The organism is Xanthobacter aminoxidans (assembly GCF_043193615.1).
Classification (GTDB): domain Bacteria; phylum Pseudomonadota; class Alphaproteobacteria; order Rhizobiales; family Xanthobacteraceae; genus Xanthobacter; species Xanthobacter aminoxidans.
Genome location: NZ_JBAFUS010000002.1, coordinates 538694 through 557027, shown reverse-complemented (window position 1 = coordinate 557027; position 18334 = coordinate 538694). Strand labels below are relative to the sequence as shown.

At 69.3% G+C, this 18334-nt stretch carries 20 protein-coding genes and 1 pseudogene; 15 read left to right on the top strand and 6 right to left on the bottom strand.

The annotated features are described in order from the left end of the window. Positions 1-71 precede the first annotated feature (71 nt). The 7 genes from V5F74_RS11605 to V5F74_RS11575 all read left to right on the top strand — a co-directional run bounded on the left by V5F74_RS11605 (position 72) and on the right by V5F74_RS11575 (position 5946). Positions 72-938, top strand: a complete 867-nt coding sequence (locus tag V5F74_RS11605; RefSeq protein WP_394008175.1) for a nonribosomal peptide synthetase MxaA — start codon at positions 72-74, stop codon at positions 936-938. After that, positions 938-1981, top strand: a complete 1044-nt coding sequence (locus V5F74_RS11600) for a vWA domain-containing protein (protein WP_394008173.1) — start codon at positions 938-940, stop codon at positions 1979-1981. The genes V5F74_RS11605 and V5F74_RS11600 overlap by 1 nt, the downstream gene beginning before the upstream one ends. Next, positions 1978-2550: a hypothetical protein gene (locus V5F74_RS11595; protein WP_394008171.1), complete on the top strand. Its 573-nt coding sequence runs from the start codon at positions 1978-1980 to the stop codon at positions 2548-2550. Before V5F74_RS11600 ends, V5F74_RS11595 begins: the two co-directional genes overlap by 4 nt. Continuing rightward, positions 2550-3524 carry a vWA domain-containing protein gene (locus V5F74_RS11590; RefSeq protein ID WP_394008170.1) on the top strand — a complete coding sequence of 325 codons (975 nt, stop codon included), beginning with the start codon at positions 2550-2552 and terminating at the stop codon, positions 3522-3524. The genes V5F74_RS11595 and V5F74_RS11590 overlap by 1 nt, the downstream gene beginning before the upstream one ends. Further along, on the top strand, positions 3521-4069 hold the full coding sequence (locus V5F74_RS11585) for an SRPBCC family protein (protein WP_394008168.1): 549 nt from the start codon (positions 3521-3523) through the stop codon (positions 4067-4069). Before V5F74_RS11590 ends, V5F74_RS11585 begins: the two co-directional genes overlap by 4 nt. After that, a complete protein-coding gene (locus V5F74_RS11580) occupies positions 4066-5013 on the top strand; it encodes a YncE family protein (protein ID WP_394008166.1) in 948 nt (315 codons plus the stop codon). Before V5F74_RS11585 ends, V5F74_RS11580 begins: the two co-directional genes overlap by 4 nt. A gap of 144 nt (positions 5014-5157) precedes the next feature. Continuing rightward, the gene (locus tag V5F74_RS11575; protein WP_394008164.1) at positions 5158-5946 is read left to right on the top strand and encodes a bestrophin-like domain; all 789 of its coding nucleotides are present in this window, start codon (positions 5158-5160) and stop codon (positions 5944-5946) included. Positions 5947-6011: 65 nt separating this feature from the next. On the opposite strand, the gene V5F74_RS11570 is transcribed toward V5F74_RS11575, so the two are convergent. Both V5F74_RS11570 and V5F74_RS11565 read right to left on the bottom strand, forming a co-directional pair. Beyond that, positions 6012-7532, bottom strand: a complete 1521-nt coding sequence (locus tag V5F74_RS11570; RefSeq protein WP_394008162.1) for an aldehyde dehydrogenase — start codon at positions 7530-7532, stop codon at positions 6012-6014. Positions 7533-7552: 20 nt separating this feature from the next. Next, the gene (locus V5F74_RS11565; RefSeq protein WP_394008160.1) at positions 7553-8236 is read right to left on the bottom strand and encodes a GntR family transcriptional regulator; all 684 of its coding nucleotides are present in this window, start codon (positions 8234-8236) and stop codon (positions 7553-7555) included. Between the two features lie 147 nt (positions 8237-8383). Between V5F74_RS11565 and V5F74_RS11560 the strand changes: the two genes are divergently transcribed. The 6 genes and pseudogenes from V5F74_RS11560 (at position 8384) to V5F74_RS11535 (ending at position 13974) form a co-directional block, all read left to right on the top strand. After that, positions 8384-9631: an ABC transporter substrate-binding protein gene (locus V5F74_RS11560; RefSeq protein ID WP_250166360.1), complete on the top strand. Its 1248-nt coding sequence runs from the start codon at positions 8384-8386 to the stop codon at positions 9629-9631. Positions 9632-9867: 236 nt separating this feature from the next. Continuing rightward, positions 9868-10728: a branched-chain amino acid ABC transporter permease gene (locus V5F74_RS11555; protein ID WP_029554837.1), complete on the top strand. Its 861-nt coding sequence runs from the start codon at positions 9868-9870 to the stop codon at positions 10726-10728. Next, complete coding sequence (locus V5F74_RS11550; protein WP_394008157.1) at positions 10725-11711, top strand: branched-chain amino acid ABC transporter permease; 987 nt, start codon at positions 10725-10727, stop codon at positions 11709-11711. The genes V5F74_RS11555 and V5F74_RS11550 overlap by 4 nt, the downstream gene beginning before the upstream one ends. A 64-nt stretch (positions 11712-11775) precedes the next feature. Then, positions 11776-12447 (top strand): annotated as a pseudogene (locus V5F74_RS11545) (ABC transporter ATP-binding protein); the annotation flags it as partial. Then, the gene (locus V5F74_RS11540; RefSeq protein WP_029876933.1) at positions 12440-13156 is read left to right on the top strand and encodes an ABC transporter ATP-binding protein; all 717 of its coding nucleotides are present in this window, start codon (positions 12440-12442) and stop codon (positions 13154-13156) included. The pseudogene V5F74_RS11545 and the gene V5F74_RS11540, both read left to right, overlap by 8 nt. Continuing rightward, positions 13156-13974, top strand: coding sequence for an alpha/beta fold hydrolase (locus V5F74_RS11535; RefSeq protein ID WP_394008153.1), 819 nt, complete (start codon positions 13156-13158; stop codon positions 13972-13974). The genes V5F74_RS11540 and V5F74_RS11535 overlap by 1 nt, the downstream gene beginning before the upstream one ends. Before the next feature lie 9 nt (positions 13975-13983). On the opposite strand, the gene V5F74_RS11530 is transcribed toward V5F74_RS11535, so the two are convergent. The 3 genes from V5F74_RS11530 to V5F74_RS11520 all read right to left on the bottom strand — a co-directional run bounded on the left by V5F74_RS11530 (position 13984) and on the right by V5F74_RS11520 (position 16048). Continuing rightward, positions 13984-14142 (bottom strand): hypothetical protein, encoded by a 159-nt coding sequence (locus V5F74_RS11530; RefSeq protein ID WP_374249979.1) that lies wholly within the window; start codon positions 14140-14142, stop codon positions 13984-13986. Between the two features lie 162 nt (positions 14143-14304). Continuing rightward, a complete protein-coding gene (locus V5F74_RS11525) occupies positions 14305-15279 on the bottom strand; it encodes an aldo/keto reductase (RefSeq protein WP_394008151.1) in 975 nt (324 codons plus the stop codon). Positions 15280-15346: 67 nt separating this feature from the next. Next, positions 15347-16048 (bottom strand): TetR/AcrR family transcriptional regulator, encoded by a 702-nt coding sequence (locus V5F74_RS11520; RefSeq protein WP_394008149.1) that lies wholly within the window; start codon positions 16046-16048, stop codon positions 15347-15349. An 84-nt stretch (positions 16049-16132) separates the two neighbouring features. Between V5F74_RS11520 and V5F74_RS11515 the strand changes: the two genes are divergently transcribed. Beyond that, complete coding sequence (locus V5F74_RS11515; RefSeq protein ID WP_394008147.1) at positions 16133-16942, top strand: crotonase/enoyl-CoA hydratase family protein; 810 nt, start codon at positions 16133-16135, stop codon at positions 16940-16942. 3 nt (positions 16943-16945) lie between these two features. Then, a complete protein-coding gene (locus V5F74_RS11510; RefSeq protein WP_394008145.1) occupies positions 16946-17365 on the top strand; it encodes a DUF1330 domain-containing protein in 420 nt (139 codons plus the stop codon). 37 nt (positions 17366-17402) lie between these two features. Here the strand turns inward: V5F74_RS11510 and V5F74_RS11505 are convergent, their stop codons facing one another. Then, on the bottom strand, positions 17403-18293 hold the full coding sequence (locus V5F74_RS11505) for a LysR substrate-binding domain-containing protein (RefSeq protein WP_394008143.1): 891 nt from the start codon (positions 18291-18293) through the stop codon (positions 17403-17405). Positions 18294-18334 lie beyond the last annotated feature (41 nt).

Sequence of the window (18334 nt, the reverse complement as noted above, 5' to 3'; positions counted from 1 at the left end):
ACTGTCGCACGGTAGCCCTGGCGCTACTCTTCGGCGCGCTTCTGGCAGGTGCGCCCGCCCACGCGGCGGGGGTGGACCTCTACGCACCGCGCGCCTTCGGCTATCTCATCGGCGACACCATTTCGCTGGAAGCGGTCGTAACCCTCGATGCCGGCTGGCGGCTCGACGAAAGCGCCCTGCCCCGTCCCCGCCCCGTCACCTACTGGCTCGACCTGAAGCGCCTCGACGTAAAGCCGGAAACCGCGCCGGATGGCGCTCCGCGCTATCGCCTCACCCTCACCTACCAGACCTTCTATTCCCCTCTGGAGCCGCGCGCGCTCGACATTCCCGCCGTACCCCTCGCCGCGCGCAAGGGCGACGCGCGACAGACGCTGACCATTCCGGTCTGGACCTTCGTCTCTTCACCCTTGCGCGAACTGGTCGCGAGCCAGCGGGGCAACCCCATGGCACTGCAGCCGGATATCCGCCCCCGCCCCTATCCTCTCGCCGGGGATGCGCAACTCGCCGCTGCTGCGGCGGCCGTGGCCGCGGCAAGCCTCCTCGTCTTCGCGGCGGCCTCGGGATGGGGCCCGTTCGCCGGCCGGAGCCGGCCATTTGCGACCGCTTTGCGCCACATGCGACGGCTTCCCGACCTCGACGCACAGCTCGGCTATGAGGACGCCCTCCAACTCCTCCACCGCGCCTTCGACGAGGCAGCGGGACAACGGCTGTTCGCCGAGGATGTGCCAGGCTTCCTCGCGCTACGACCCGCGCTCGCAGGCGAGGCTGAAGCGATCGACCGCTTCTTCACAGCCTCCCGCATCGCCTTCTTCGGCGATGCGCCTGAGACGGCCATGGCCTTGCTGCCGCCCGAAGCGCTGATCGATCTCGCCCGCAAGCTCGCCGCCGTCGAGCGGCGGGGCGGCACGGGGCAGGGAACGCGAAAGGAGGCGGCCTGATGCTCGGCCTCGATGTGGATCATCCCGCGCTCCTGTTCCTGCTCGCGCTCGCCTTGCTCCCGCTCGGCGCATTGCCCCTGCGCGGCGCCGCGCTGCCGTCGGTGGCGCTAGTCCCGCGCGACGGACTTTCGATCGCTGTTTCCCTCGGAATACGCCTCGCCGGCATCTTCGCCATCGGCGCCCTCGTTCTCGGCCTTGCGGGGCTGAACCTGAAGGCGCGGGAGGTCGAGCGCATCGGCTCCGGCGCCAACCTGATGTTGCTCATCGACCGCTCGGCCAGCATGGACAACACCTTCGCCGATCGCGCGCCGGGCGCCGGGGAGGAGTCGAAATCCGCTGCCGCCAAGCGCCTGCTCACGGAGTTTCTGGGTCGCCGCCCGCGGGATCGCATCGGCATCGCCGCCTTCTCCACGTCACCCATCCCGGTGCTGCCACTGACCGACCATCACGAGGCCGTCGCCGCAGCCGTGGCCGCCATAGACCGGCCGGGCCTCGCATTGACCGACGTGGGGCGGGGCCTCTCGCTCGCCCTCGACAGCTTCGACGCATCAGCCGCTTCCGGCGGCTCGCGCGCCGTTCTGCTGGTGTCGGACGGCGCGGCCGTCATCGATCCACGGGTACAGGCAGCGCTGCGCGATTCCCTGAAGCGCTCGCCGGTGCGGCTCTATTGGCTGTTCCTGCGCACCGTTGGTTCGCCCGGCATCTTCGACAAGCCGCGCGTGCCTGGCGAGGACACGCCGCAGGCCATGCCGGAGCGCCACCTCAATCTCTTCCTCGCGAGCCTCGGCGTGCCCTATCGCGCCTTCGAGGCCGGCAGCCCGCAGGCCGTTGCCGATGCCATCGCCGAGATCGACCGGCAGGAGAGCCAACCCATCCCCTATCTGGAGCGCATCCCGCGCCGCGACCTCACGCGGCTCTGCTATGGGCTTGCCGCCGCCGCGTGCGCATTGCTGCTCGCTGCCCGCCTGGCCGAACGCGGCCTCGGCGCCCGACGGCGTACCGCTGCCGACCTGCCCGGCATCGACACGCGGAGGGCAGCATGAAGCTGCGTATCCTCAGCCTCCGCCGCATTGCCGCACTGGCCTCCCTCGCGGTGATGACAGTGGCACTGGCGGCGCTGGTCATAACGGGAACCCGCATGGCCCTCCATGCCAAAGCCAACCGCACCATCGCGGCGCTCGCTGCAGGCCGCGACCTGCCGGTCGAACTCGATGCGCCGGATCGACTGCTCATGGCCCGCGCGCATTTCCTCATGATCCGCGACCGGCTGGACGAGGCGCAGCCGCTTGTGGATCGGCTCGCCGCGGACCGCAGCCCGCTTGCGGTGGCCGCACTCTATGATCTCGCCAACGCCCGCCTCGCGACCGCCATCTCGTTTCTGGAGAAGACAGAGATCGATCCCGCCGTGCCGCAGGTGCGTCTCGCCAAGGCGGGCTATCGCGCGGCGCTGGTGCGCGCGCCGGACTTCTGGGACGCCAAGTACAATCTAGATATCGCCATGCGCCTCGTGCGCGATTTCCCGCAGATCGAGCAGGACCAGCAGGACGAGGCGCAGGAGACGCCGAAGCGGCTCTGGACCGACCTTCCCGGCCTGCCCAAGGGACTGCCGTGATGGGGCGACCGGACGCCCGCAGCCTCACCCTCGCCGCGGCATTCCTACTGGCCCTGTCTGCCATCGTCGCGCCGAGGCTCCAACGGCCAACCGACGCCTACCGGCTGCTGGCGGTGGTGGACATCACCGGCTCCATGAATGTGCGCGACTACAGCTTCGAGGGCCGCCCGGCCTCGCGACTCGACACCGTGAAGCGGGCTCTCAGCGGCCTCGCCGCCCGGCTGCCGTGCGGCTCGCGCATGGGGCTCGGTATCTTCACCGAGCGGCGCACCTATCTGCTCTTCGAGCCGATCGAGGTCTGCGCCGACTTCGCGCCGCTGGATGGTGCCATCGGTGCGCTCAACTGGCGGATGGCGTGGGAGGGGGACAGCTACATCTATTCCGGCCTCTATTCCGCCATCGACCTCGCCGGACCGCTCGACGCCGACCTCATTTTCTTCACCGACGGACAGGAGGCGCCACCGCTGCCAACCTCGGGCGCGCCTGCCTTTTCCGGCGAGCCGGGCAAGGTGCACGGCTTGGTCGTCGGCGTCGGCGGTATCGAGCCGGCACCCATTCCCAAATTCGACCGGGACGGGCGGGAAATCGGCTTCTACGCCATGACCGACGTGCCGCAGGAGAACCGACACGGCCTGCCGCCCTCCGGCTCGGAGCAGCGGGAGGGTTGGCACCCGCGCAACGCTCCGTGGGGCGCCGACGAGGCGACTGGGCAGGAACATCTCAGCGCCGTCCGCACCGACCACCTCAAGGATCTCGCCGAGGCGACGGGCCTTGCCTACGCGCCGCTGGCCGATGCCGCGACCCTTGCCGCCGAAGTCGAGGCATCGGCCCGCCCCCATCCGGTAGCCGGCATCATGGACACCGCGCCCCTACCGGCCGCCCTCGCCTTGCTGCTGCTCACCGGGCTCTACCTCGCCCAAGTGTGGGACCGGCGCCCGACTTTCCTGCGCAACCGAAGGATTTCCACTTCATGATTTTTGCCCGCCTCTCCCGCCGCGCCGTCCTGCCCGCCCTCGGCGTCCTCGTCGCGCTTGCCGCGCCCGCACAGGCCCACGGCCCGACGCCGCAGAAGGCCGAGGCCAAGGCCACCATCGCCGCGACGCCAGACGCCGTATGGAAGATCGCCGGCGACTTCGCCGGTATCGGCGCCTGGCATCCCATGGTGAAGGCGGTGAAAGCCAAGGGCGGCAATGTGGCCGGCGCGGAGCGTGTGCTGGTGCTGGAAAAGGGCGAGATCACCGACGGGCTCGATGATGTAGATGCCGCCCAGCGCAGCCTCTCGTGGCGGCTCAACACCGAGAATGTGGAGGCGCTGCCGGTCAGCTTCTACACCATCTCCCTCAGCGTGAACGATGCCGGCGGCGGCAAGAGCGAGGTGGTGATGGCTGGCCGCTTCTATCGCGGCGATACCTCCAACTTCCCACCCGACGAACTTAATGACGAAGCCGCCGTCGCGGCCATGACGGCGTTCTTCGAGGCCGGCGTCAACGGGCTCAAGGCCAAGGCCGAGGGCAAGTGAAGTTACTGGCGGCGCTTGTCTTTTCCTTCCTCGCCGCCCTGCTCCTCGGCTGGAGCGCGCCCGCGACCGCCGGCACGCTCCTCGCCCTGTGCCAAGGGGCCGCGGAGGTGGACGTGATCGACACCGCGACCGGTGCGGTGTCGACGCGGGTGAAGGTGGACAAGGTGCCGGCCGGGATCGCGATTTCTTCTGACGGCACAGCGGCTTACATCACCCACCCGGACATCGGCCTTCTCACGCGCCTCGATGTGAAGACATGGACGGTCGCGGGCACCGCCCATATCGGTGGGCAACCGTTCGGCATCGTGGCGGCGCCGGACGGCGGAGTTCTGTATGTAAGTGACTGGTCTGGCGACAGAATTCTGCGCATTGACGCCCGCAGCCTCGCCGTCACCGGCACCCTTGCGGTAGGGCGGTCGCCGGCGCATCTCGCCATCGATCCGGATGGGCGCACGCTCTACAGCGCCGATCGTGAGAGCGATGAAGTGAGCACTATCAACGCCTTAGACTTCACCCGGACGGCCGTCATCCCGGTCGGACGGGCGCCTTATGCGCTGGATGCCTCCCATCCCGAGCTGGTGGCGGTGGCGGATGTGCGGAGTGGCGATATTGCATTGATAACAAAGGAAAAACACGACATCAAACGCATCGCCGGCATGAAGATGCCCTATGGCGTCGCATTCGTGCCCGGCCGGGGGCTCCTGCTGGCGACAGACCAGCAGGCAGGCATGCTGGATGTCATTGATATTGCAACAGAAACCATCATCCACCGCATCCGGCTGGGCGGCTCCCCGGAGGGGGTGGTGGTAGATGCGGCGGCGGGGCGGGCCTATGTCGCCGAATGGTTCGCCAACCGCGTAACCGACTTGAATCTCGACGATTTTTCCATCGCGGCGCGCATCCCGGTCTGCGACGGGCCGCGGGTGATGGCGCTCGTGCCCTGACCCTTCCCGGCATGGCCGGATTCAGCTGCATTCGGCTGCGTTTCACCACCGGAATCGGTATGTTCGGGCCGGTGTCAGCGGACAGTCAGCGCGAGAGTCAGATTCTCGCGCCGCCCCCCGCCCGGAACGGATGAAGAGTCGCACATGAACGCATGGGTTGCAGCCGGGGTTGCATTCGTCACCATGGCCGTGACGATGGCGGCGGGGATGGCCATCGGCAGCCGGCTGTCGGACTCCCGCTACGAGGACGGCTCGGTCAAGAACCTGCGGACCAGCGTCGCCATCATCGCGACCATGTCGTCCCTGCTGCTGGGTCTAATGGTGAACTCGGCCCGCTACAATTTCAGCGACGCCTATTCCGACGTCCAGAAATATGCCGCCGTCCTCCAGATCACCGACCTCAACCTGCTCAGCTTCGGCGCGCCCGCCTGCCCGCTCCGGGGCGACCTCCAGGCCTATGCCCGCCAGCTCGTGGCGGAGACCTGGACCACGGGCGAGGATGAGGCCTCAGGCTCCGCGCAGGTGTCGGCCCTCACCGCGCTCCTGCGGTTCGATGCCGGCGTGCGGAACCTCAAGAGCGAGACCGCCGACCAGCAGGATGTGCGGGGCACCCTGCTCGCTCTCTCGCGGCAATTGGTGGAGTATCGCTGGAAGGTGACGGGCGTCGCCCGCACCACCACGCCGGCCGGCTTCATCTTCGTGGTCATCTGCTGGTTCGCGCTGATCTTCCTCTATTCCGGCGTGTTCGCGCCGCGCAACGCGCTGGTGCTCACGGGCCATGCGCTGGGCATGATCGGCATCTCCGCCGCCATCTTCCTGGTGATGGAGATGGGCCAGCCCTTCACCGGCCCCATCAAGGTGTCGCCGGCGCCGGTCGAGCGGCTGCTCCAGCGGATGCAGGCGCAAACCTGCCCCACCCCGCCGCAGGGCTGAAACGGCGACGGCCGGATCGCGCAAGGCACGACCCGGCCGCCGACACGTCCTTGAGGGAAGCCGCCTCAGTTCAGGCGCGGCTGCTGCGACGTACCCTTGTACCAGTCGAAGGCCTTGCCCTCGGTGGAGAGCATCACCGACTTCACGTCGAAATGGTCGTTGAAGCTCTCGATGCCGAACTCGCGGCCGATGCCGCTGTCGTCCACGCCGCCCCACGGCGAGGCGGGATCGAGACGGTGGTGGTCGTTGATCCAGACGATGCCGGCCTTCACCTTCGCCGCCACGCGATGGGCGCGGTGCACATCGCGGGTGCGGATGGCGGCGGCAAGACCGAACGGGCTGTCATTGGCGATGGCCAGCGCCTCCTCCTCCGTCTCGAAGGGGATCACCACCGTGAAGGGGCCGAACACCTCCTCGCGGGCGATACGCATGTGGGGGGCCACATCGGCGAACACGGTGGGCTCCACGAAGAAGCCGTTCTCGTGGCCGGGCACGATGCGCCGCTGGCCGCCGGCCACGAGGCGCGCACCATCGTCATGGCCCGCTTGCACGAAGGAGAGCACGCGGTCGAGCTGGCGCTGGGAGACCACGGGGCCGAGCTGGGTCTCGGGATCACGGGGATCGCCGATGCGGATGGCCTTGGTCTTGGCGGCGAGGCGCTCCACGAACTCGTCATAGATGGTCTTCTGCACAATGTGCCGAGCGGCGCAGACGCAGGTCTGGCCCGCGCCCACGAAGGCGCCGAAGGCGGCATAGTTCACCGCCTGCTCCACATCGTAATCGTCGAACACCATCACCGGCGTCTTGCCGCCCAGCTCCAGCGTCTGGTGGGCGAAGACCTTCGCCGCCGCAGAACCGGCGATGCGGCCGGCCTCGGTGCCGCCGGTGAGCACCAGCTTGTTGATGTCGTGATGCTCGGCGAGGAAGCGGCCGGAACTGGCGCCGATGCCGTTCACCACATTGAAAACGCCGGGCGGCAGACCGTTGTCGCTCATCAGCTTCGCCAGGCGCAGCGTGGTGAGGGGCGTGTATTCCGAGGGCTTCACCACCGTGGTGCAGCCGGAGGCGAGCACCGCCGCCAGCGACTTGCACAGGATCATCAGCGGGTGGTTGAAGGGCGTGCAATTGGCCACCACGCCGATGGGCGTGCGGCGGGTGTAGTTGAGATAATTGCCTTCCACCGGGATCACGTCATCCCGGCGGGCGAGCGCGAGGCCGCCGAAATAGCGCAGGAAGTCCGGCAGGCGGCCGAGCTGGGCGCGAGTCTCGTTCACCGGCCGACCGTTGTTTTGGGTTTCGAGCTGGTACAGCTCGGGCAGCGCGGTCTCGAAGGCGTCGGCGATGCGGTTGATGAGCTTCACCCGCTCGCGGATGGCCATGCCGCCCCAGGCGTCGCCGTTGAAGGCGGCGCGGGCGCTCTTCACCGCCGCATCCACGTCCTCGCGGGTGCTGTCGGGAATGATGGCGATGACGGCGCCGGTGGCGGGGTTCTTCACCTCCACCGTGCCGCCGCCGATGCTCTCCACCTCGCGGCCATCGATGAAATTGCCCCGCGCCGCGACGGCGGCTTCGGCTTTGGCGTTCATGACGTTTCTCCGGTTTTTTCTCAAAGGACGACGGCGTGGCGCGACAGGGCCGCGACCACCCGTTTCTCGGCATCGGCGATATGGTCCCGCAGCAGGCGGGCGGCCTTGCGGCCGTCGCGGGACTGGAGCGCCTCGATGATGGCGACGTGCTCGGCGATCAGCCGATCGGGGTCGCGCCCCTGCATGGTGCCGATGCTGACCAGCACCAGACGATCCGCCTGCGCGACCAGATCCACCACCTCTTCCCGCATGCGCCGATGGGGCGAGCACATGGCCACCGCGACATGGAAGGCGCGGTTGTAGCGGATGAAATCGGACTTCGACGCATCGAAGGTGCGGAAGGAATCAAGGGCGGCCAGCACCTCGTCGGTCGCGTGGCGGGCGGCGTCGGCCGCGCAGGCCGGCTCCATCACCTCGCGAAAGCGGAAGATGTCCCGCGCGTCGGCCAGCGACACCGGGTTCACCCGGTAGCCCTGGCGCGGCAGCACGGTGATGAGGCGCTCCTGCTCCAGCCGCAGCAGGGCCTCCCGCACGGGCTGCTTGCTCACCTCGAAACGGCCGGCCAGCTCCTGCTCGCGCAGCTCCTCGCCGGGCTGGAGATGGCAGCCGAGAATCTCGTCCTTCAGCCGCGCATAGACCGCGTCCCGCAGCAGCCCGGAGCCGCCCATGGCCTTATCAGAGGCGATGTTTTGATCGATCAACATATTTCATGACCTGACGAACTGGCGGAAGTTTGGAGGAGAGATAACGACAGAACAACGAAAAAATGTCGCTTGACGTGGGTTTTCGGTTCTGTCTGAAATATCACGACAAAAAATTTAGCCGTCAAGAGCATCTCAGGGAGAGAAAAAATGCCCACACTCACGAAGCGCACAACAGCCTCGTGGCTCGCCGCGACGGCGCTGTCCGCGCTCGCGGCCCTGCCCGCGGCGGCGCAGCAGCCGCCCATCAAGATCGGCTTCATGACCGTGCGTTCCGGCGCGCTGGCGGCCGGCGGCAAGCAGATGGAGCAGGGCATGGAATATTGCCTTGCCGAGCGGAATGGCATGATGGGCGGCCGCAAGGTGGAGCTCATCACGGTGGACACCGCCGGCCAGCCCGCCACCACCAAGACCCGCGCCCAGGAGCTGGTGGAGCGCGAGCGCGTCAACGCCATCATCGGCCCGCTGGCCGCCTTCGAGGCGCTGGCCATCGACGACTACATCCGGCAGGTGGGCGTGCCGGTCATCTCGCCCTCGGCGGCGGCGGAAGACCTCACCCAGCGCAAGCAGAATCCGTGGTTCGTGCGCGCCGTGGGCACCTCGGCCCAGGCCAACCATGCGCTCGGCGAATATGCCGCCAAGGACCTCAAGCTGAAGCGCGTCGTCACCATTGGCGACGACTTCGCCTTCGGCCACGAGGCCACCGCCGGCTTCCAGCGCGCCTTCGAGGACAATGGCGGACAGGTGGTGCAGAAGCTGTGGCCGCCGCTGAACGTCGCCGACTACGGCAGCTACATCAGCCAGATCCGCACCGACGTGGACGCGGTCTACGCCGCCTTCGCCGGCGGCAACGGCCTGCGCTTCCTCCAGCAGTACGCCGAATACGGCGCGCCGGTGAAGGTGATCGCGCAGATGACCACGGTGGACGAGGGCATCCTCAAGTCCATGGGCAAGGAAGCCGTCGGCGTCATCTCCTCCGGCTGGTACACGGCGACCCAGGACGTGCCCGGCAACAAGGAATTCGCCGCCGGCATCCGCGCCAAGTACGGCGCCGACCCCGGCTACTACACCGCCGGCGCCTACGAGGCGTGCGCCTTCCTCGATGCGGCCGTGAAGGCCATCGACGGCAAGGTGGAGGACAAGCAGGCGCTCATGAAGGCGCTGCGCTCCGTCAAGCTGGAGAAGGGTCCGTATGGCGAGGTCACCCTCGACGAATACGGCAACCCCATCATGAACGTCACCATCCGCAAGACCGAAGAGAAGGACGGGCGGCTGCAGAACGTGGTCATCAAGACCTATCCGAAGGTGACGCAGTTCTGGACCTACGACCCCAAGGCCTTCCTCGCCGAGCCGGTCTACAGCCGCGACTACCCGCCGGCCAAGAATCTGGGGAAGTGATCGTCAATAGAGCCGTCATGCCCCGGCTCGTCCGGAAGTCGGCTGTTGCCGACTTCCGTTCGCAGAGTCGGAACTCGGCAACAGCCGAGTTCTGGGGCATCCACCCCGCCGCCCGTCGGCTGACTGGCGCCCCGGAGCCAGCCCAGCCCCACCGTGGATCCCCCGGACAAGCCGGGGGATGACAGCTCGATGAGCGACAGCCGGTCTCGTTTCCGCACCTTATCCGAGGACCAATCATGACCTTCTGGGTCAGCCAAAGCCTCAACGCCCTCGCGCTCGGCGGGCTCCTGTTCATGCTGGCGTCGGGCTTCAGCCTGATCTTCGGGCTGATGCGGGTGGCGAACCTCGCCCACGGCGCGCTGTTCATGCTCGGCGCCTATCTCGGCCTTGCCGCGGTGAAGGCCGGGTTCGGCTTCTGGGCGGCGGCGGCTTCGGCCGCGGTGGCGGTGGGGCTGCTCGGCGGCATCATCGAGCGCACGCTGCTGCGGCGGCTCGCCGGGCGCACCCTGCCGCAGGTGCTGCTGACGCTGGGCCTCGCCTTCATCATCGCCGATGCCTGCCTGATGATGTGGGGTGGCGACCCCATGCGTCTTCCGCCGCCGCCGGAACTCTCCGGCGCGGTGCGCATCGGCGATGCGGTGTTCCCGCGCTACCGGCTGTTCGTCATCGGCGCCTCGGCGGCGGTGGCGCTGGGGCTGTGGCTGCTGGTGGAGCGCACCCGCGCCGGCGCCATGATCCGCGCGGCGGTGGACGACGTGGGCATGGCCCGCGCCATCGGCGTCTCCGCCTCCACCCTCTTCACCGCCGTCTTCTGCCTCGGCACGGCGCTGGCCGGCCTCGGCGGGGTCATCGGCGGCCCCATCCTCTCGGTCTATCCCAGCCTCGATCAGGACATGCTGCCGCTGGCGCTGCTGGTCGTGATCCTCGGCGGCGCCGGGAGCCTCGCCGGGGCGTTCGTCGGCGCCTACGCCATCGGTTTCATCTACACATTCGGACAGGTGCTCGTGCCCGACCTTGCCTATGTGATCCTGTTTCTGCCCATGATCGCAGTGCTCTCCGTGGCGCCGCAGGGCCTGTTCGGCCGGAGGCTCGGATGAGTGCGCGCGCCCTCCCCTTCGCGGTGGCGCTGGCCGCCATGGCCATGGTGCCGCTGTTCTCCACCTCGCCCTTCTACGTGAACCTGACCAGCCAGGTGACCATCGCCGCCATCGGCGCGCTGGGGCTGAACGTGCTGGTCGGCCATGCGGGGCTGAATTCGCTGGGCTTCGCGGTATTTCCGGGCCTCGCCGCCTATCTGGTGGCGTGGCTCTCCACCGTGGGCGGGATCGATCCGGTTTTCGCGGCGCTGGTGGCGCTGGGCGGGACGCTGGCGGTGGCCGCGCTGTTCGCCCTCGTCGCTTTGCGCACCACCGGCCTCGGCTTCGTGATGATCACCATGGCGCTCTGCCAGATCGTCTGGGGCGCCGCCTATCGCTGGACCTCGGTGACGGGCGGCGACAACGGCCTCTCCGGCGTGCCGCGCCCCGGCGGCGCGTGGCTGCCGCTGGAAAAGCCGGAATACTTCCTGTGGCTGTGCCTCGCGGTGCTGGCGCTGGCTCTCGTCCAGCTCGGCCGCTTCTTCGACAGCCCGCTCGGCGTGGCGCTGCGCGGCACGCGGGACCAGCCGCGCCGCATGGGCGCGGTGGGCTATGACGTGTGGCGCATCCGCTTCGTCGCCTGGATGCTCGCCGCCGCCTGGGGCGCTGCCGCCGGCCTGCTCTATGCCTGGTACCACCAGTTCGTCAGCCCCCACATGATGGCGGTGACGGCCTCCGCCGAGGTGCTGCTGATGGTGGTGGCGGGCGGGGCCGGGACGCTGGCCGGCCCGCTCATCGGCGCGGCGCTGGTGGTGCTCCTGAAGAACCTCGCCTCCATCTGGATCGACCGCTGGGTGATGCTGCTCGGCTTCACCTTCGTCGTCATCGTCCTCCTGATGCCGGACGGCATCGTGCCGGGCTTCAACCGCCTCACCGCGTCTTTGAAGCGGCTCAAGCCCGGCCCCGCCCCCAAACTCGTGCCGAGGGAGCGCGCCGATGGCTGAGCCCGCACTCCGCATCGACGGCCTGACCAAGCAGTTCGGCGGCCTGCCCGCCATCGCGGACGTCAGCCTCGACATCATGCCCGGCGAGCGGCACCTGCTGCTCGGCCCCAACGGCGCGGGCAAGACCACGCTGTTCAACCTGATCTGCGGCGACCTCACCCCCACCGGCGGCTCCATCCGGCTGTTCGGATCGGAACTCGTGGGCCTGCCGCCGCGCAAGCGCACCGGCTTCGGCCTCGCCCGCACCTACCAGATCCTCACGCTCTTCCCGCACGAGACCCTCTGCCGGAACGTGATGCTGGCCCTGAACGGCCTGCGCCGTGACAAGTGGCGGGCCTGGTCCCCCTTCGGCGCCGATGCGTCGCTGCGCGCCGAGGCGCTCGCCATCCTCGACCGGGTGAAGCTCGCCGACCTCGCGGACCGGCCGGTGTCCCAGACCGCCTATGGCGACCGGCGGCGGCTGGAAATCGCCATGGCCCTCGCCCTTGCCCCGCGCGTGCTGCTGCTGGACGAGCCCCTCGCCGGCCTCTCCCGCGACGAGCGGGTGATGGTGCAGGACCTCCTCGCCAACCTCCCGGAAGAGATGACGGTCGTCCTTATCGAGCACGACATGGACGTCGCCCTCGCCTTCGCCGAGCGCATCACCCTTCTTCATCACGGCCGGGTCGTGACCACCGGATCGCGCGCCGACATCGCCGCCGATCCCCGCACACGGGAGGTGTATCTCGGTGCCTGAAGCCCTCACTTTGTCCAACCTCCACGTCTATCATGGCGAGATCTGCGCCGTGCGCGGGCTGGACATCACCTGCGCGGAAGGCGCCGTGACCGCCCTGCTCGGCCGCAACGGCGCGGGCAAGTCCACGACCCTCTCGGCCATCGCCGGCCTCAACGACGCCCGGCAGGGCCGCATCGAACTGTTCGGCACGGCGCTGGAGAACCGCAAGCCGGAGGCCATCTGCCGGCTGGGCGTGGGGCTGGTGCCGCAGGGGCGGCGCATCTTCCCCTCCCTCACCGTGCAGGAACACCTCGCCATCGCCTACCGGCCGCCCCGACACACGGCTGCGCGGGTGTTCGACATCGCCTCGGTGGAGACCCTCTTCCCGCGCCTCAAGGAAAGGCGTCGGCAGCTCGCCGGCTCCATGTCCGGCGGCGAGCAGCAGATGCTGGCCATCGCCCGCGCGCTCGTGACCAATCCGCGCGTGCTGCTGCTGGACGAGCCGGCGGAAGGGCTCGCCCCGCAGATCGTCGCCGAGGTGGCCGACGCCATCGCTGCCCTCAAGGCGGACGGACTTTCCATCCTCCTCGTGGAACACAATTTGCCGCTGGCGCTGCGGCTCGCCGACACCTGCGTCGTCCTGTCTTCGGGAGAGGTGGTCTGGCGCGGACCGCCGCAGGTTCTCGCCGACGATCCCGCCCTCATGGCCCAACATCTGGGAGTGCACTGATGCTCACCGCCAATACAAGCGCCGCCGGCCTCTCCGCGCACATCACCGGCACCGGCCCCAGCATCGTGTTTCTGCATTCCCTGCTGTCCGATCGCGGCAGCCTCGAACCCATGGTGCCGCTGCTGTCCGACAGGTTCCGGCTGGTGCTGCTCGATCTGCCGGGCTTCGGCGGCTCACCGCGCGCGGGCGGGCTCGATGGGCAGGCAGATGCGGTGGCGGCGGCGGTGGCGGCGGCCTGTCCCGGCGAGATGCCGATCCTGTTCGGCAACGGCTACGGCTCGTTCCTCGCCCTCGCCACGGCGCTGCGCCATCCGCAGCTGTCGAGCGGCCTGTTCCTGGCCGGCTGCGGCGCCGGCTTCACCGAGGAGGGGCGCGGGGCGTTCCGCTTCATGGCCGCGAAGGCCGGTAAGGACGGGCTGGAGGCCATCGCCGAGACCGCCATGCTGCGCCTGTTCCCGGCGGCCATGGCGGCGCGGGTGCCGCAGACGCTGGCGGAGCGGCGCGCGGCCTTCGTCGCCACCAATCCGGAGGTGTTCGGCGAGGCCTGCGGGATTCTCGCGACTCTGGATCTGAAGGACGCGGCCCGGCATCTCGCCGTGCCCGTGTTCGCCTGCGCCGGGACGCTGGATGCGGCGACGCCGCCGGTGATGGCGCGGGAACTCGCCGACCTCGTGCCCAACGGCACCTTCCACGAGATCCCCGATTGCGCGCACGTACCGACCCTTCAGGCGCCGGCCGAGGTGGCGGTGCTGCTCACAGGGTTCGTCAGCACCGTGGAAGCGCCGCCGGAGCCGGTCGCCGCCGCCCAGGCGGGCTGAGCGCGCGCGTCAGGCGACGGTCGGCACGTCCATGGCGAGGGCCACCAGCGTGGCGCCGAGCGCCAGCAGGAAGTTGAGACCGCCGCTGCCGCCGAACACAAAGGTGACGCCGACGCTCAGCAGACCGGCGACGAGGGTGAGGAGAATTCCGAAAGCGATGCCCTTCATGGGTCTTGTCCAGAAACACGATCGGGCCAACCTGCCCGCTCTCGTCTGATGCTCCGGACGGCGGGCGGAATTTCGACGGCAAAGCGGCGACTTTGCTGCGGGCGGAGCGGGCGCCCACAGATCGACGAAACGTGATCTTTTCGCCACGGCGGACGCGGGGGCTCAGTCCGTGAAGCCGGCGACGCCGTGGGGCACGTAAGGCGCCTCCAGCGCCGCGATCTCCTCCGCCGTCAGGGTCAGCGAGAGGGCGGCCACGGCATCCGTGAGATGGCCGGGCTTCGAGGCGCCGATGATGGGGGCGGTGACGCCCTTCTTCTGCAGCAGCCACGCGAGGGCCACCTGCGCGCGCGGCACGCCCCTGTTGGCGGCGATGGCGCCCACCGCGTCCACCACCTCGCGGTCGCCCGCCACATAGAGCGTCTTGCCGAATTCGTCGCTCTCCAGCCGATAGGTCGCCTCGTCCCACGCCCGCGCCAGCCGGCCACGCGCCAGCGGGCTCCAGGGGATCACCGCAACCCCTTCCTCGATGCAAAGGGGCAGCATCTCGCGCTCCTCCTCGCGATAGAGGAGGTTCATGTGGTTCTGCATGCTCACGAAGCGGGTCCAGCCATTGAGGCGGGAGATGTAGATCGCCTTGGCGAAGCGCCATGCCGGCATGGAGGAGGCGCCGATGTAGCGCGCCTTGCCCGCCTTCACCACGTCGTGCAGCGCCTCCAGTGTCTCCTCGATGGGAGTGGCGTGGTCGAAACGGTGGATCTGGTAGAGGTCCACATAGTCCGTGCCGAGGCGCCGCAGGCTGGCGTCGATCTCGGCCATGATGGCCTTGCGCGACAGGCCCGCGCCATTGGGGCCGGGGCGCATGCGGTTGAACACCTTGGTGGCGAGCACCACCTCCTCGCGCCGCACGAAATCCTTCAGCGCGCGGCCGACGATTTCTTCCGACGTGCCGTCCGAATAGACGTTGGCGGTGTCGAGGAAGGTGATGCCGAGGTCGAGCGCCTGGCGGATGAGCGGGCGGCTCTCCTCCTCCTTGAGGGGCCAGGCGTGGGAGCCGCGGTTCGGCTCGCCGAACGTCATGCAGCCGAGGCACAGCTTCGAGACTTCGAGGCCGGTCGCGCCGAATTTCACGTAGTCCACTGCCCGTCTCCCGCGATTGAGGCGCCTACCATCGCCGCCGGCGGCGGACTTGCAAGCACTCAATGCATCACGATACCGCGCTCGGGCTCGGCTGGCGCGGATGGGCGCGCACCAGCGCGCCGGCGGCAGCGCCCGCCTCCTCGAACCAGCTCGCATCCCGGTGCACCAGCGAGGCGGAGAAGGCGCCGTCCAGCAGCAGCAGGATCTGCCGCGCGAGGGCGGTCGGCGTCTCGAAGCCGGCGCTCTCCAGTTCGCCCGCCAGCCACGTGGCGAAGGCTGCCTTGTGGCGGGCACCGATCTTCACCGCCGGATGTCCCGGCAAGGCGGCGAGTTCGGCCGTGGTGCGCAGGAAGCCGCAGCCCTTCCATTTGGGATGCCGCGCGCTCTTGGCAAGCGCCGCGAAGATGGCCGCGACCTTCGTATCCACCCCGCCCTCGGCGGCGGCGAACCACCCCGCCATCTGCGTCAGGTTGGGCTGGTCGCGGGCGTCGAGATAGGCGGCGACGAGGTCGTCCTTGCTGTCGAAATGATAGTAGAGCGTGCGCTTGGTGACGCCCGCCGTCTCCGCCACCGCATCCATGCTCACCCGGCCGATCCCCTCCGCATAGAACAGCTTGGAGGCGGCCTGGACGATCTTCGCCCGTGTGTCCTTGGCGCGGATGTCCTGGGCCCGGCCGTCCTGAGCGCGCCGGTCCTGGGAACGGGCATTTTGGGCGCGGGCTTCTTGGGCACGCTTGTCTTGAACGCGGGCATTGGGGGGCTTCGGCATGGCCGCAAGGTATACCGTACAGTGAGTATACTCAACCGGACGCCGCAGGCATGGTCGGGGCCTCATCGAACGGGGAGTTCCCTCATGACGGACCTTGTGCTGAAGACGGTCGACGGCGCCATCGCCACCCTCACCCTCAACCGCCCGGAAAAGCTCAACGCCCTGAGCTACGCCACCATCGAGACGCTGCTGCGCCACCTCGACGAAATCGAGGGCGACGACGGTATCCGCGGCGTCATCCTCACCGGTACCGGGCGGGCCTTCTCGGCGGGCGGCGACATTCCCGAATTCTCCCGCTCGGTGGCGCAGAGCCCCGAGGCGGCGCTGCGGGATTTCGTGGCGCGGGGCCAAAGGCTGACGGCGCGGGTGGAGGCGTTCCGCAAGCCGCTGGTGGTGGCGGTCAACGGCCTCGCCTACGGCGGCGGCTGCGAGGTGACGGAGGCCGCGCCGCTCGCCATCGCCAGCGACCGCGCGGTGTTCGCCAAGCCGGAGATCCGGCTCGGCATGCCCCCCACCTTCGGCGGCACCCAGCGCCTGCCCCGCCTCGCCGGCCGCAAGCGGGCGATGGAATTGCTGCTCACCGGCGAGACCTTCTCGCCTGAGCGCGCGCTGGAGCTGGGGCTGGTGAACGCCGTGGTGCCCCATGACGAGCTGCTGCCCCGCGCCCGCGACCTGCTGGAGCGCATCCTCGTCCACTCCCCGCTCGCGGTTTCGACCATCCTCACGGCGGTGACGCGCGGCATCAATCTGCCCATCGCCGAGGGCCTGCTGGTGGAGGCTGAACAGTTCGCACGCATGGCCCCCACCGCCGACCTGCGCGAGGGGCTGGACGCCTGGATCGCCCGCCGCGCACCGGCCTATCCCGGCCTCTGGACGGCTTCGGCGGAGGGCTGAGCCATGGAGGGACACACCAGCTTCACCCGCGAGACGTTCGCCGCCTTCGCCGCCAACGACCGCCCCGGCCCGGTGCATCTGCTAAACCTCATCCGCCTGCGCCCGCGCGTGACGTATGCGGACGGCCGCGTCACCACCGGCGCCGAGGCCTATGAGGCCTACAGCCGCCTCAGCGCGCCGGTGCTGGCGGAGATCGGCGGGCGCATCGTGTGGCGTGGCGACTTCGAGCTGTCCCTCGTCGGGCCGCCGGAGACCCATTGGGACATCGCCTTCATCGCCGAATATCCCAGCCCCGATGCGTTCGTGCAGATGCTGCGCGATCCGCGTTATCGCGAGGCCATGGCGCACCGGCAGGCGGGCGTCGCCGACAGCCGGCTCGTGCGCTTCGATCCGCTGCCGGCCGGTGCCGGCTTTGCGGGATGATCGGCGGCGCGGCATCGCCCGGTGCCGCGCCTCGCTCTCAGTCGGCAGCGCCCGGCGGCCACCCGGCCTGCGGGGTCGCCCGGCCCTCCTCTTCCAGCCAGCGCGCGAGGGCCTCCACATTGCGCGGATTGCGCGGCGCCTGGCTGCGGACGAAATAAAAGCCACTCTCCAGCGCGATCACCGGCCCCAGCACCCGCAGGCGGCCGGCGGCGAGGTGCGTGTCCAGATATCGCGCGTCGGTGAGGACGACGCCGGCGCCGGCCAGCGCCGCCTCCAGCGCCTGCGCCCGGTTTTCCACCACCATGCCGCCGGCCGGAGCCTCCCCCTTCTGCCGTGCCTGTTGCCACCACAGCGGCCAGTCGCGGAAGCGGGCGCGGGCGCGGATGACCGGCCAATCGGACGGCCGGCCCAGCGCGAGACCGGGCGCGGCGGCGGGCACCAGCGTCTCGCGGAAGAGCAGCCGCGCCTGAATGCCGGGCCAGTCGCCCATGCCATTGCGGATGGCGCAGTCCACATCCTCGCCGTCGAGGTCCACCACCCGCTGGGTGGTCAGCACCGCGATCTCGATGTCCGGATGGGCGCGCTGGAAACGCGGCAGGCGCGGCAGCAGCCAGTTGGCCGCCAGCGTGTTCACGGTGGAGAGCCGGATCTGCCGCAGCCGCCGCTGCAAGGGCGCCACCGCCGCCTCGATCCGGCCGATGGCATCGCCCATGGCGGCGAGCAGAGCGGTGCCCTCGTCGGTCAGCATGGAGACGCGGCCCGAACGGGTGACGAGCCGCGCGCCGAGTTCCGCCTCCAGATCCGCGATGCGGTGGGAGAGAGCCGAGCGCGAGATGCCCAGCGCCTCGGCCGCCGCCCCCTGCCTTTTGTGCCGCGCCAGCGCATCGAGGGCCGCAAGGCCCCGGAGCGAAGGCAGATTGGACGACATGGACGCTTCCCCGCACGCATCGGACAGGTGAGAATTTCTCA

Coding starts and splice junctions, on each gene's coding strand:
- V5F74_RS11600 (WP_394008173.1), top strand. CDS start 938: ATGCTCGGCCTCGATGTGGATCATCCCGCGCTCCTGTTCCTGCTCGCG.
- V5F74_RS11595 (WP_394008171.1), top strand. CDS start 1,978: ATGAAGCTGCGTATCCTCAGCCTCCGCCGCATTGCCGCACTGGCCTCC.
- V5F74_RS11590 (WP_394008170.1), top strand. CDS start 2,550: ATGGGGCGACCGGACGCCCGCAGCCTCACCCTCGCCGCGGCATTCCTA.
- V5F74_RS11585 (WP_394008168.1), top strand. CDS start 3,521: ATGATTTTTGCCCGCCTCTCCCGCCGCGCCGTCCTGCCCGCCCTCGGC.
- V5F74_RS11575 (WP_394008164.1), top strand. CDS start 5,158: ATGAACGCATGGGTTGCAGCCGGGGTTGCATTCGTCACCATGGCCGTG.
- V5F74_RS11570 (WP_394008162.1), bottom strand. CDS start 7,532: ATGAACGCCAAAGCCGAAGCCGCCGTCGCGGCGCGGGGCAATTTCATC.
- V5F74_RS11565 (WP_394008160.1), bottom strand. CDS start 8,236: ATGTTGATCGATCAAAACATCGCCTCTGATAAGGCCATGGGCGGCTCC.
- V5F74_RS11560 (WP_250166360.1), top strand. CDS start 8,384: ATGCCCACACTCACGAAGCGCACAACAGCCTCGTGGCTCGCCGCGACG.
- V5F74_RS11555 (WP_029554837.1), top strand. CDS start 9,868: ATGACCTTCTGGGTCAGCCAAAGCCTCAACGCCCTCGCGCTCGGCGGG.
- V5F74_RS11550 (WP_394008157.1), top strand. CDS start 10,725: ATGAGTGCGCGCGCCCTCCCCTTCGCGGTGGCGCTGGCCGCCATGGCC.
- V5F74_RS11535 (WP_394008153.1), top strand. CDS start 13,156: ATGCTCACCGCCAATACAAGCGCCGCCGGCCTCTCCGCGCACATCACC.
- V5F74_RS11530 (WP_374249979.1), bottom strand. CDS start 14,142: ATGAAGGGCATCGCTTTCGGAATTCTCCTCACCCTCGTCGCCGGTCTG.
- V5F74_RS11520 (WP_394008149.1), bottom strand. CDS start 16,048: ATGCCGAAGCCCCCCAATGCCCGCGTTCAAGACAAGCGTGCCCAAGAA.
- V5F74_RS11515 (WP_394008147.1), top strand. CDS start 16,133: ATGACGGACCTTGTGCTGAAGACGGTCGACGGCGCCATCGCCACCCTC.
- V5F74_RS11510 (WP_394008145.1), top strand. CDS start 16,946: ATGGAGGGACACACCAGCTTCACCCGCGAGACGTTCGCCGCCTTCGCC.
- V5F74_RS11505 (WP_394008143.1), bottom strand. CDS start 18,293: ATGTCGTCCAATCTGCCTTCGCTCCGGGGCCTTGCGGCCCTCGATGCG.